This is a genomic window from Flavivirga spongiicola, from assembly GCF_030540825.1.
Taxonomy (GTDB): domain Bacteria; phylum Bacteroidota; class Bacteroidia; order Flavobacteriales; family Flavobacteriaceae; genus Flavivirga; species Flavivirga spongiicola.
Genome location: NZ_JAUOEO010000002.1, coordinates 1 through 13,143, shown reverse-complemented (window position 1 = coordinate 13,143; position 13,143 = coordinate 1). Strand labels below are relative to the sequence as shown.

Here is a 13,143-nt window from a genome sequence, read left to right as displayed (position 1 = left end):
TTATTTTTTATTTGCTGAGTTTTAAAATTCTAAAAGCGCCTTGAATCACTAAAACAAAAACAATAGTTCCTATAATTAGATCTGGTTTGTTTGAATTTAACCAAGTCACTAAAATTCCAGCAATGATAACTCCGAAGTTAATAATCACATCATTTGATGTAAAAATCATACTCGCTTGCATATGTACTTCTTCCTTTTTTTTAGTCTTTTGCAGCACATATAAACAAATTCCATTTGCTATAAGCGCAAAAATAGAAACAATTATCATAGTTGAAAAATTAGGCAATACTTCTTCATTTAAAAATCGTCTTAAAACTTCAATAAAACCAATAGATGCCAGTATGATTTGAAAATAACCAGCAAGTTTCGCAATTCGTTTTTTCTTAATTAGTGTTCCTCCAACAGCAAAAAGGCTAATACCATAAACAAAACTATCGGCAAGCATATCTAAACTATCAGCAACAAGTCCCATTGATTTAGAAATTAAACCTGTAGTCATTTCGATAATAAAAAAAGAGAAATTAATACTCAGTACAATCCAAAGTTGTTTCTTTTGATTAATTTCTTCTTTAAAATCAGTTTGATTAGTTTGTTTTGTACTTCTTTTTGTACTTCCCAAATTCAGTTCATCTATAGATTTCTCAATAGCATCTATTTGCCCTGTATGAAATACAAAAAGCTTTCGGTTTGGAATATCAAATTCTAAATTTTTAATCGATTCTATGCCTTCTAATTTCATCCGAATTAAATTTTCTTCAGAAGGACAATCCATTTTAGATATCTTGAATTCTGTTTTTTCCATCTATTTTGTTAATTATTTACAATCCTTAAATCTAAATCTATTGAATATATAAGAAATCATTAAAAACTCATTATTACTCTCACGTTTTCGTATTCATTTTCTACACCTAATAGTTCAAAATCTTCACAATTTCCCAAAAATAACACACCCGTAAAAAGCATGACATTCGTCATAATTATTAGCGGTAATCAGATGTAATTTTACTCTATAATTAATTAGACACTAAAACTAATAAACAATCACAAGATATGATTTATTTAATGCTCCTCATTTTAATTATTACAATTGGTCTCTTTGTCTGGGGAAAGTTTACACCAGATATTGTAGCTCTCATGTCTATGATAAGTTTATTCTTAACAGGAATTTTAACGCCCACCGAAACATTAAGTGGATTTAGTAATCCAACAGTTATTATGATTGCCGCACTCTTTATTATAGGTGAAGGAATCGCTCAAACCGGTTGGACAGCTTTAGCTGGTAAAAAATTTGTAGAATGGGCAGGAAAAAGCGTTCCCAAGCTATTAGTCATTGTAACATTAGGTGCTGGTATATTATCTGGATTTGTAAGTAATACAGGTACAGTAGCAACTTTAATGCCTCTTACTATATCATCAGCCTGGAGTATTGGCACCCTTCCATCAAAAATGTTAATGCCTGTAGCTTTTGGTTCTAATACCGGGGGTTTACTAACTCTAACTGGCACACCACCAAATATTATTGCTAGTAATGCTTTATTAGATGCTGGTTTTGAAGGATTCTCTTTCTTTGAATTTTCGTTAATAGGTATTCCTTTATTAATAGTCGCATTAATTTATTTCAGATATATAGGATACAGACTATTACCAAAAAATAAAACAAATAATAAACCTGTAAACATTGATTCAACCTTACATAATTGGATAGAAGCTTATAAAATTGATAATGGCTATTATAGATTACGCATAAGATTATTATCACCATTAATTAATACAAAAATTGAAGATTGGCTATTTGAAAAAAATTATAATGTTACCATCATCCGTGTAAAAAGAAGACATCCAAATGTTTTAAAAGGTGTCCCTGCTTTTGAAGAATTTCCAAATCCAAAAACAGAGTTATTCTATCATGACATTGTAACTGTAAAAGGAGATACTGAAGCTATTAACAAACTGATGATCACCTTCAGGTTAGGGCTATTACCTCTTGAGCCTATTACAGATGAATTAAAACACAATCTAATTAATCAGGAGGTTGGTATGACCGAAATTATCGTAAATCCAAATTCTATGTTGGTTGGTAGAAAATACAAGTTAGGTGAATATTTTAAACGATATGGCATTCAGCTTTTAGCAGCCTCAAGAAACAATACCCCCTTACAAGAAAAAGAAATTACCGTAAAAGCTGGTGATGCTTTTATAATAAGAGGTACCTGGGAACATATAGACGATTTAAAAAAGCAACATGAAAACCTAGTAATTATTGGTAGTCCGGAAGGTATGGCTAAAAATATTGAGAGTCTAAACTCAAAATCTTATATCGCTTTAGGCGCTTTAGTACTCATGATTATATTTATGGTCTTTAAAATAGTCCCAGGTTCAATCGCAGCATTAATTTCTGCCGGTATTGTTTTACTAACTGGCTGTGTTCCAATTTCTAAAGCTTATAAAGGCATCAGTTGGACGAGTGTTGTTATGATTGCAGCTATGATACCCATGGGAGTGGCTCTACAAAAAACAGGAACTGCACAGGTAATAGCCAATGGTTTGGTAAATTATTTAGGATCTATTCACCCCGTATTATTATTAGGTGGTGTGTTTTTACTAACAACAACGTTTAGCCAAGTAATTAATAACTCAGCAACAGCCGTTTTAATGGCACCTATTGCTATACTTGCTGCAAACTCGTTAAATCTCTCCCCTGCTCCTTTTATGATAGTGGTTGCTATAAGTGCGTCAACAGCATTTTTAACACCAATAGGAACAACAACTAATGCCATGGTGATGACCGCAGGTGGATACAAATTCATGAATTACCTAAAAGTAGGAGCGCCATTGCTACTTCTATTTTTTATAATAACCTTAATACTAGTGCCAATAATATGGCCTTTTTAAAAACTAAAAAAATATTAATAGGAACCTTAAAATTGAACAAAATGAAAGATGCAACAACAGCTAAGCATACGGGTTTAGAACAGTATGGCTTAAAAGACGTGAAAGTGAATTGGAATTTATCTCCAGAGAAGCTTCAACAAATTACCGTTGAGAAAGGTATGGGAAAAGAAACTGCAAACGGAACGCTTGCTGTTAATACAGGTAAATTTACCGGACGTTCTCCTAAAGATCGTTTTCTGGTAAAAGATGATTACACTGCCGATAAAGTTTGGTGGGGGAAAACAAATAAACCAGTATCTCCAGAAAATTTCGATAAACTTAAAAATGAAATAACAAACTATCTTTCTGGAAAAGAAATTTATGCAAGAGATGGTTATGTATGTGCAGAACCGGAATATCGAACAAATATTAGAACTGTAACCGAACTACCTTGGTCTAACTTATTTGTTTACAATATGTTCTTAAGACCTAGCGAAAAAGAATTAGAAAACTTTAAAGAAGATTGGCTCATTCTTTGCGCTCCAGGATATGTTTGTCCAGACCCGGAAGCTTATGGCATCCGTCAAGGTAATTTCTCAATTCTAAACTTTACTCAAAAAATAGCTTTAGTTGGAGGATCTGCATATACTGGTGAAATGAAAAAAGGTATTTTCTCAGCATTAAACATGATTTTACCTGTTGAGAAAAATGTACTACCAATGCACTGCTCAGCAAATGTTGGAAAGTATGGAGACACAGCTATTTTCTTTGGACTTTCTGGGACAGGAAAAACAACATTATCTGCAGATCCAAATAGAAAATTAATTGGTGATGATGAGCATGGATGGACAGCAGACAACACTATTTTTAACTTTGAAGGTGGATGTTATGCAAAAGTTATTGACTTAACTGAAGAAAAAGAACCAGACATTTTTAGAGCTGTTAAACCAGGAGCTATACTAGAAAATGTTGTATTTAAAGATGATGGAGACATAGATTATGAAGACAGTAGCATTACTCAAAACACGCGTGTAAGCTACCCTATTTATCACATTGATAATATTCAGGAAACACTTTATGCAGACAACCCTAAAAACATATTCTTTTTAACATGTGATGCTTTTGGTGTGTTACCTCCAGTATCAAAATTAACACCAGGGCAAGCTGCTTATCACTTTATCTCTGGTTATACTGCTAAAGTTGCAGGAACAGAAGCTGGTATTACAGAACCCGTACCTTCTTTCTCTGCTTGTTTTGGAGAACCATTTATGCCGTTACATCCAACTGTTTATGGTGAAATGTTAAGCAAAAAAATGCAAGAAGCCGGTGTCAATGTATGGTTAATTAATACAGGGTGGAGTGCAGGGCCTTATGGCGTAGGATCTCGTATAAAATTAAAATATACAAGAGCTATGATTACTGCAATCCTTAACGGAGACTTAGACAATGTAGATTACGAGCAAAACTTTATTTTCGGCTTATATATGCCTAAATATTGTCCAGGGGTTCCATCTGAAATTTTAGACCCTATGAACACATGGTTAAAAAAGGGTGCATATGTTGGTAAAGCTATTCAGTTAGCACACTCATTCCACTTAAACTTTGAAAAATTTGCAGGTCAAGCATCTGAACAGATTATTGAAGGTGGACCACTAATTGATGAACACCATCATTTACACGAACACTTTTAATAGGTTCTTATTTAACCGGAAAAGGAGCTCAAAATGAGCTCCTTTTCTCTTATTGATCTTTATAGCAGATAAAGCATCACAAAATTATAATGCTCGATATTTTATTGCCCAAATCCAAAAATTTAAAATCATGAAACTTCCATAATGAACAGTCGATACCCAAGGGAATGATTATAATGGAAGCTACATGTGATCGATAAAAACAAATATTAAATACACATGAAATACTATATAACTGCCTTAGTTTTTATACTAACTATATCTTTAAGTTACTCTCAAACTTCACCCGAAGACAAATTAGGCACATGGTATACTTATTTTGGTAATCATAGAATCTCAAATAAATTAAGCATTGTTGCTGGTGGAGAAATTTGGGCCTATGAACCAACCACAAACCTAAATTTATTCCTTGCCAAAGTAGGTTTAAACTATCATATAAATAATAAATTAAAAGTTGAACTGGGGTATAGTTTTTTAGATATTGATAAAAGCATAGAATCTATAGAAGGAAGCCACACATTTGAAAATAGAATATCTGAACAAATTACTTATAAACATAAACTTAGTAACTTACCTATTGATCATCGATTTAGAATTGAACACCGTATGTTTAATCTTAGAGAAGGACATTCAACAAAACATAGATTACGGTATCGAGTGGGAACAAAAATTAAATTAAACAAATTGTTTTTTATTCGTATAAAAAATGAAGTGCTTTCCACTATTGAAGATGACTTCTCTACTGCAAACAGATTTTATACCGCTCTTGGTATAAACCTTTCCAAATCTTGTAACCTACAATTAGGGTATTTAAACCGGTATCTGTTTAAAAAAGACATAAACTTACATAGATTACAGGTAGGATTATTTATTAAAACGGATCATAGGAAGAAAAAAGCTTAATAGTTGAGTTATTGTGAAGCAAATTTTTATTTGCAATGGTAATCTGTTAACCTAAAAATCATTATGATAGACCGTCGCACTTCAACTGTCCTCAATGCAAACTAGTTCTCTCTTTGTAATGATATATCTGTTTTATCTAAAAAAGTCCATGCCACAATTCTAGATATTTTATTGCCTTGCCCCATATTAATAACTTTAACTTCTGTAGCTCCCAACTTTTTTAAAGACACTTGCATCCCTCTTACCAAATCTTTTGCAGATACTAAGGTCGTAAACCAGAAACAACGGTCTTTAAACAAAGAGCTTTCATATAAATAGTTGTGAATAAAAGCCTTTTCACCACCTTTATACCACAGTTCGTTGTGAGTTCCTGAAAAATTCCTAACAATAGCAGTATCCTCCTTATTTAAACCTTTTAGTTTTCGCTTAGTAGCTTCCAAAGCTTCTATTTCCGATTTATAAAAAGGTGGATTACAAATAGCAGCAGAAAATGTATCTGATTCTTTTAAAACACCTTTAAGAATGTTTGAACTATTAATTTGGTGCCTTAATGTAATTGATTTGTCTAATTCGTTTTTTGAAATGATGTCTTGTGCATGTTGTAATGACTTTTTATCAATATCCGTCCCAACAAAATTCCAATGGTACGCTGCATTACCAAGAATAGGGTAAATACAACTGGCACCAGTCCCTATATCTAAAACATTTATATTCTCATGAACACGCGATTGTTTTAGTAGATCTGCTAAATGATGTAAATAATCCACACGACCGGGAACCGGGGGGCATAAATTACTATCAGGAAATTCCCAGAATTTAATGTCATAATACGTAAACAACAATGCTGTATTTAATGCTTTTACAGCCTTTGGGTTTGCAAAATCGATCGTTTTATTCTGATATTTATTTTCAAATATAAACCCTTTTAAATCTGGATATGAATGACATAAAGTATCTAAATCGTATCCAGATTTATGCTTGTTGTTTGAGTGAAAGTTTGGGTTTGTTTTGATGGTCTTAATTTTTATTGGTCTCAAATGTAGTTAAAGCTATGCGTTTTAATGTATTTCGCTTTCAGCTTCTAAAAACTTTTGACACGAATTTCACGAATTCACACTAATTGAGTGTTACAATGTTTATTATTTTATATTTCGGTATTTCTTAAAGCAGACTTTCAGTCTGACAAACTGAACCTATGGACTGGAAGTCCATAGAGTGGTTTATTTAAAATTGACTATTATTCTTCAACTGTATTTCCATTTTCATCTAACAGCAAATAGGGGTTAAAAGCAATTTCCCAAAGGTTTCCGTCAGGATCTGAAATGTAGCTACTATAGCCACCCCAAAAAACGCTTTCTGGTTTTTTTACAATGTTGACTCCTTTAGTTTCTAATGATAGAATTAATTCATCAACTTCTTCTTTCGTTCTTGTATTAAAAGCTAAAGAAAATGCTTTAAATCCACTTCCTTCATGGCTAACCCCTGCATCCTCTGCTAATTTTTCTCTTGGGTATAGTGATAATAAAAGCCCATTTAATTGAAAAAAAGAAATATCGTCGTTACTCGATGTCATTTTTTTCCAACCAAATTTATTTTCATAAAAATCATTTGATACTTTTAAATCGTTGACTCCTAAACCAACGATTGTTAATCTTTGTTCCATATTATTTATTTTTTATTTAAACAATTCTAACCCTTTAGTTAAAATTGAAATAATCCTTTTTATTGGTAAATCTTCATTCGGATTTATTCTAAAAAGTTCAATTTGTTTATGATTCGTTTTTTCTAAACCTGGATGATTAAGCTGTTTTCCATCTTGCATAAGAAGACAAGGCTCATTAGATTCTTTATCAATCCATAAATAACAAAACACCTTGCTCCTATATTTGAAGCAAGGAATCTTATATTTTAAAAATTCAATAATCTCTTTATCCTGGTTTAAAATAATATTTCTTAACGCGAGTAAAGTACTTTTATTTGGCTCGTTTATATTTAGATAGTATGTATCAGTCTCCTTTATCATAATTCATAAAAAACCAAGTAGCCCAAACTAGCTAAATTCTAGACTTTCACAGTTTTCCAATGCCCTTTTTTAAACCAAATAATAGCAATAACCGCTATTAATATTTCTGCTAAAGTAATGGCCCAAAATACACCTGATGGTCCAAAATCTAAAGTAATTGCCATGATATACGCAAAAGGTAATTGCAATAACCAAAAACATACAAAGTTGATATATGTAGGTGTTTTGGTATCTCCTGCCCCATTAAAAGAGTTAATCACCACCATACCATAACCATAAAAAATATAACCAGCCGCTATAACTCTTAAGCACAGACTTCCGTATTTAACAACATCCGGAGTGGCATTAAACAGCACTATTATTTGTGGGGCAAATACTAAGTAAACAATAGAAACTAAGCCCATAAAAATGGCACTATACTTACCTGTTTTCCAAACAGACAGCTCAGCACGCTCTGGTTCTTTTGCTCCCAAATTTTGTCCAACTAAAGTTGCTGCTGCATTACTCATACCCCAAGCGGGCATTATGGTAAACATCATCACACGAATTGCGATCGTATAACCAGCTAATACTTCGCTTCCAAACTCACTCATAATTCGCATTAAAAACACCCATGAAGAAGTCCCTATTAAAAACTGACCAATACCTCCAAGCGATACTTTTATTAAATTAAACATAACTCCAACACGGATTACTAAGTCCTTTATACCTACTTTAATTTTACTGTACCCAAGGAATAGAATAGCTAATTGAAATACAACAGCGGTACCTCGACCTATGGTTGTTGCTATGGCTGCTCCTTCTACTCCATAAGCAGGAATAGGCCCAAAGCCAAAAATAAACATGGGATCTAAAATAATATTAAGTCCATTTGATAAAATTAGTGTCCACATAGCAACTGATGCATTACCCGCTCCACGAAAAATGGCATTGATTAAAAACAATAACATAATAGTTATGTTTCCGCCTAAAAGTACTTGAGTATACCCGTAACCTTCAGCAATTAGATCTGGTTCACCTCCCATAAGTCCTAAAATTTCTTTAGGATATAAGATGCCTATCACACTAATAATAGCAGCTACAAAGACACCTAGAAAAATAACCTGAACCGCAGCATTAGAAGCACCTTTTAAATCTTTTTCGCCTACACGTCTTGCTACTACAGCAGTTGCTGCCATACTTAAACCAATGGCAACTGCATATACCAAAGTAATAACAGATTCTGTTAAACCAATGGTTGCTACAGCATTTACACTAACCTGAGATACATATAAGATATCTACAATGGCAAAAATAGATTCCATGAGCATTTCTAAAATCATGGGAATCGATAGCATAAATACAGCGCGACGAATACTGCCAGAAGTAAAGTTTTGTTCTTTACCTGTTACAGCTATTTTAAAATATTGAATAAATTGTTTTAAAGAAATTTTATTTGATTGCATTTTGATTGTATTAAATATAAATAATTACCAAACACATAAAGCGCGCTTAGTAGTTTTTGCTCGAGAGAACCTCGACACATTTGCGGAAGTGGAATTAAACAATCATAAGACAAAGATGTGCATTTAATTTTAATTTACAAAATGATTTTTTTAGGCTGTTAGTTTCCATTCTAATATCTTAGCAAAAAAAAAATTAACATGCTAAAAGCCGTTATTTTTGATATGGATGGTGTTATTATTGATAGTGAACCCATGCATAACAAAGCGTATCATGATATGTTTAATGAAATTGGTATCGATGTTTCAGATGCCCTTTATCAATCGTTTACAGGACAATCTACTATTAATATTTGTAAACGCTTATGCGATCATTTTAATCTCACTGAAACTCCAGAAACCTTAGTTGCCCTAAAACGAAAGCATTACAAACGTTTTTTTGACAGCAATTCAGATTTAGCTTTAATTGATGGTGTTTTAGATTTAATAAAAGATTATCATCGTAACGGATTAACTTTAGTTTTAGCATCGTCTGCTGCCATGACGAGTATTAATCAAATCTTTGAACGTTTTGATTTAGATCAATATTTTATTGCCAAGCTAAGTGGTGGTGATTTAAAAGCATCTAAACCCCATCCTGAAATTTTTATTAAAGCTGCTGAAGCTTCGGGATTTAATAATGATGAATGTATCGTTATTGAAGATTCTACTAACGGTATTAAAGCTGCAAAAGCTGCTGATATTTTTTGTGTAGGTTTTGATAGTTTCCATTCTAAAAACCAGGACTACAGTACAGCGGATATGATAATAACAGATTTTAAGGACATTGCGTTTAATAAAATAAACACATTAGTTCATTCCTGTTAATCTTTATTACTTTGTGAATTAGCTTTTTGAATAATCGCCTTTAGACGCTCTTTTCTTAATGCTTCCTCAGATTTCTTTTTATTTTTCTTCTGAGTCATTAATCTGGTATGCTTTGCCTTATTTTTTGTGTTTTTATCACGACCTGTTTTTGCCATAGCATCAACTATTTCTTATAATGCTTAACATGTCCTCGATAAGCGAAAAAGCCTAGTAAAGCAACTAAAGCCACACTCCCTAGAATAATGCTATAACTTGCTTCCTGTCCAGATTGATATGAATGTAATCCTGACAAATAAAAGTTTACACCAAAATATGTGAATACAATAAAGTAAATAGCAAAGATTGACATGAGGTTGAAAAACCAGCGTCCTCGAAGTCCAGGAATCAATCGCATGTGGATTACAAACGCATAGATCATAATACTAATAAGTGCCCATGTTTCTTTAGGGTCCCATCCCCAGTATCGTCCCCAACTTTCATTTGCCCACATACCACCTAGAAAATTACCAATGGTAAGCATGACTAATCCAACAGTTAAAGCCATTTCATTTATAATGGTAAGTTCTTTAATATTGAGAAACATTTTCTCTTTGTTTTCTTTAGTAGTGAAAATCATCAATAATAATGATACCACACCTAAAATCATTCCTAAAGTAAATGGTCCATAACTCGCCACTATAACCGCTACATGAATCATGAGCCAGTAACTATTTAATACGGGCTGTAAATTTGCAATTGCTGGATCCATCCAATTCCAATGGGCTATCATTAAAAGCATTGCGGTTACAAATGCTGTAGATGCAATTGTTAAATCACTTTTACGCCCAAAAGCTAAACCAAAAAACATGGTTGCCCAGGCAACATAAATCATCGATTCGTAAGCATCACTCCATGGGGCATGCCCCGATATATACCAGCGCATAATTAATCCTGCTGTATGTAAAATAAATAAGCCTAGAATAATAAATTTAAAAACAGTGACAGCAATATTTATCGATTTGCTTTTATCTTTAAAAATTTGAATAATAAGTAATATAAAAAGCAAACTACCCGCATACATATACCAACTAAATAACTTCTTAAAAATATCATATTGGTTATATAAAATCTCTGTATGTACTTTATCATCACTTAACATCACCTCAGCACCATATTGGCGTTGCGTTTTTTTGAAAGCGGCTAAAAGTTTTGATGCTTCAGAGAAATCACCCGTTCGTTTTGCTTGATTTAATGTATATAAATAAACGTTAAATCCATTTTTTATAAAATTTCCGTAAAGTGAATCTTTTATTTTATGGTTTTCATGTCTGTAATCGTAAGTAGAAATCCATTTATTATTTTCATCATCAGGAATTGGAAATATTTTTAAAGACATCCCTTCAACAGTATTGTATAATAACGAAACACGTTGATCAGCTTCTTTAAACTCTTTTTGAAACCCGTTAGGCACCTGTGCTTTATAAGCTTCTTCTAAATAAGGTGCTAATTTATATTCTCCGCGCAAAGTAAAAAAGTCTGCTAAAGTGGCATATTTATCTTCTTTAGAAACGCCTATTATTTTCCGAATGGAATCTGCCTTCTTCGATTTTAAATAAATGATAGGCACATTGTACCAGAGTGTTGGGCTTTCTTGTATAGATAAGAACACTTGGTTAGCATCAAAATCTTCGTATGTATCATGCTTACTTAATTTACGAAGCATCTCAGACGCATAGGTGTTTACAGGCATCATACGCCCACTAAGATCTTGAATTACTAAATGTCCAAATTCATCGGCTTGTACTTTAGGCGTTATATTTACCGCTAAAATAGAATCGATTTGAGCTTTTGTTGGCTTAGAATGGTCGTGTCCATCGTTAGCCGAATGTTCTTGTGAAAACATATTCAAACCAAAACATAATAACAATATAGTAAGCAATTTAGCTTTCTTTGTTTTTACTTTATTTAGTTGTCTTTTTAAATCTCCAAAACGAGATCCTTTAACAAACAAAATAGCCAACATCCCAAAATAAAGCAGAAAATAACCAATATAAGTTATTAAAGTCCCCCAGTAATCATGGTTTACAGATAAAATAGTGCCCTTTTCATCGGGATCGAAACTCGATTGAAAGAAACGATACCCACGATGATCTAAGATATTATTCATAAAGATTTTATAATCAAAATCGCCTTCCTTTTCATCTAAAACGGTTACCTGACTGGAATATGCCGAGTACCCTTTTTCCGTTCCAGGATAACGCTCCGCCTCAAAATCATTTAATTTTATATTAAAGGGTAACTCCAATACTTTAGAGCCATATTTTAATGCAAAATCCAAACCACCAACCTCAACTTGTTTATAATTTCCATTAATGCCTTTACCTCCCAATAATCCAACAGACTTTGTTTTTCCATTGGCAGTGACTTTGAATACTGCTCCATCTGCATCATTTCTTAAAAGTTGTGATTTCTGAACAACATCAAAAACGCCCTTAACTACTGGTTTAGGAAACACCATTTGCATATTGCCAATCACATACCTTGAACGTAATACTAAAGGTTGTAAACTATCTTTTACCAATTTACCTTGCGCTCTGGTTGCCATCGTCATGTACTCGCCTTCAAAAGGCGATTGAATGGTAAGCCCTTCTTTGTTGTAAGTAATGTTTATCGCGCCATCTGTAGGTTTATTTAACGCAAATAGAATATTATGAATGCTCTGTACCTGCCCTACTTTTAAAAAGTGATTGTGTGGTCCACTTCCACCTGCTTCCACTATTTTTAAATATTCCTCTCCGTTCTCATTTGGTACAATATCTTCTTCTGCTCCAACTATAAATTTTTCTAATTCAATAGTAACGAGTTGTTTATTATAATCGGTTTCTATTTTAAAATCGTTATCCAATCGACCCGAAAAATCAACCTTGCTTTCCAAATAACGTTGTTGTAGCTGTCCGTTAATTTTATAGTCACCTACAATTTGTCCTATGACATAAGTTTCGCTAGATAAGAATGTGTTTTCTGTAGCGCCTTCCCGAATAGCCATCATCCCTTCAAAACTCGCATATCTTGTAATAAAAGCACCTAGTAAAATAAAAATGAAGGCTAAGTGTAAAATAAACGTTGCCCACTTTTCCTTTTTATACAATCGGAATCTAAAAATATTACCTGTAAAATTTATTACAAAAAATACCATAATGGCTTCAAACCACCATGCATTATAAATCAAATTTCTGGTATATGGCGTTGGCGATGTTTCTTGTCCTGCATCTAAAAATGTTCCGGTAGCCATAGCTGCTGCAAAAGCAATAAATAAAATGGCAGTAAGACGTGTTGAGAAGAGAATATTGGCGAGTTTATTTTGCAT

At 32.9% G+C, this 13,143-nt stretch carries 11 protein-coding genes; 4 read left to right on the top strand and 7 right to left on the bottom strand.

Annotated elements, in window-relative coordinates:
- Positions 1-7: 7 nt before the first annotated feature.
- Positions 8-802, bottom strand: a complete 795-nt coding sequence (locus Q4Q47_RS20080; RefSeq protein ID WP_303308518.1) for a cation transporter — start codon at positions 800-802, stop codon at positions 8-10.
- Positions 803-1,050: 248 nt separating this feature from the next.
- Here Q4Q47_RS20080 and Q4Q47_RS20075 point away from each other — a divergent pair, with 248 nt between their 5' ends.
- The 3 genes from Q4Q47_RS20075 to Q4Q47_RS20065 all read left to right on the top strand — a co-directional run bounded on the left by Q4Q47_RS20075 (position 1,051) and on the right by Q4Q47_RS20065 (position 5,465).
- The gene (locus tag Q4Q47_RS20075; RefSeq protein WP_303308517.1) at positions 1,051-2,892 is read left to right on the top strand and encodes an SLC13 family permease; all 1,842 of its coding nucleotides are present in this window, start codon (positions 1,051-1,053) and stop codon (positions 2,890-2,892) included.
- 41 nt (positions 2,893-2,933) lie between these two features.
- A complete protein-coding gene (gene pckA, locus Q4Q47_RS20070) occupies positions 2,934-4,562 on the top strand; it encodes a phosphoenolpyruvate carboxykinase (ATP) (RefSeq protein ID WP_303308516.1) in 1,629 nt (542 codons plus the stop codon).
- Between the two features lie 219 nt (positions 4,563-4,781).
- A complete protein-coding gene (locus Q4Q47_RS20065; RefSeq protein ID WP_303308515.1) occupies positions 4,782-5,465 on the top strand; it encodes a DUF2490 domain-containing protein in 684 nt (227 codons plus the stop codon).
- Positions 5,466-5,566: 101 nt separating this feature from the next.
- Here the strand turns inward: Q4Q47_RS20065 and rlmF are convergent, their stop codons facing one another.
- From rlmF to Q4Q47_RS20045, 4 genes are all read right to left on the bottom strand, one after another.
- On the bottom strand, positions 5,567-6,502 hold the full coding sequence (rlmF, locus tag Q4Q47_RS20060; RefSeq protein WP_303308514.1) for a 23S rRNA (adenine(1618)-N(6))-methyltransferase RlmF: 936 nt from the start codon (positions 6,500-6,502) through the stop codon (positions 5,567-5,569).
- 200 nt (positions 6,503-6,702) lie between these two features.
- Positions 6,703-7,128 carry a VOC family protein gene (locus Q4Q47_RS20055; protein ID WP_303308513.1) on the bottom strand — a complete coding sequence of 142 codons (426 nt, stop codon included), beginning with the start codon at positions 7,126-7,128 and terminating at the stop codon, positions 6,703-6,705.
- 12 nt (positions 7,129-7,140) lie between these two features.
- Complete coding sequence (locus Q4Q47_RS20050) at positions 7,141-7,488, bottom strand: DUF1801 domain-containing protein (protein ID WP_303308512.1); 348 nt, start codon at positions 7,486-7,488, stop codon at positions 7,141-7,143.
- A 38-nt stretch (positions 7,489-7,526) separates the two neighbouring features.
- On the bottom strand, positions 7,527-8,933 hold the full coding sequence (locus tag Q4Q47_RS20045) for an MATE family efflux transporter (RefSeq protein WP_303308511.1): 1,407 nt from the start codon (positions 8,931-8,933) through the stop codon (positions 7,527-7,529).
- Between the two features lie 198 nt (positions 8,934-9,131).
- Between Q4Q47_RS20045 and Q4Q47_RS20040 the strand changes: the two genes are divergently transcribed.
- Positions 9,132-9,797: an HAD family hydrolase gene (locus tag Q4Q47_RS20040; protein ID WP_303308510.1), complete on the top strand. Its 666-nt coding sequence runs from the start codon at positions 9,132-9,134 to the stop codon at positions 9,795-9,797.
- On the opposite strand, the gene Q4Q47_RS20035 is transcribed toward Q4Q47_RS20040, so the two are convergent.
- The gene (locus tag Q4Q47_RS20035; RefSeq protein WP_303308508.1) at positions 9,794-9,952 is read right to left on the bottom strand and encodes a hypothetical protein; all 159 of its coding nucleotides are present in this window, start codon (positions 9,950-9,952) and stop codon (positions 9,794-9,796) included. The genes Q4Q47_RS20040 and Q4Q47_RS20035 overlap by 4 nt on opposite strands.
- Positions 9,953-9,960: 8 nt before the next feature.
- A partial coding sequence (ccsA, locus tag Q4Q47_RS20030; protein ID WP_303308506.1) for a cytochrome c biogenesis protein CcsA occupies positions 9,961-13,143 on the bottom strand: 3,183 nt, incomplete at its 5' end.

Excerpts from the sequence above, each read along its gene's own strand:
- Q4Q47_RS20065 (WP_303308515.1), top strand. The coding sequence starts at position 4,782 with ATGAAATACTATATAACTGCCTTAGTTTTTATACTAACTATATCTTTA.
- Q4Q47_RS20080 (WP_303308518.1), bottom strand. The coding sequence starts at position 802 with ATGGAAAAAACAGAATTCAAGATATCTAAAATGGATTGTCCTTCTGAA.
- pckA (WP_303308516.1), top strand. The coding sequence starts at position 2,934 with ATGAAAGATGCAACAACAGCTAAGCATACGGGTTTAGAACAGTATGGC.
- Q4Q47_RS20035 (WP_303308508.1), bottom strand. The coding sequence starts at position 9,952 with ATGGCAAAAACAGGTCGTGATAAAAACACAAAAAATAAGGCAAAGCAT.
- Q4Q47_RS20075 (WP_303308517.1), top strand. The coding sequence starts at position 1,051 with ATGATTTATTTAATGCTCCTCATTTTAATTATTACAATTGGTCTCTTT.
- Q4Q47_RS20050 (WP_303308512.1), bottom strand. The coding sequence starts at position 7,488 with ATGATAAAGGAGACTGATACATACTATCTAAATATAAACGAGCCAAAT.
- Q4Q47_RS20045 (WP_303308511.1), bottom strand. The coding sequence starts at position 8,933 with ATGCAATCAAATAAAATTTCTTTAAAACAATTTATTCAATATTTTAAA.
- Q4Q47_RS20055 (WP_303308513.1), bottom strand. The coding sequence starts at position 7,128 with ATGGAACAAAGATTAACAATCGTTGGTTTAGGAGTCAACGATTTAAAA.
- Q4Q47_RS20040 (WP_303308510.1), top strand. The coding sequence starts at position 9,132 with ATGCTAAAAGCCGTTATTTTTGATATGGATGGTGTTATTATTGATAGT.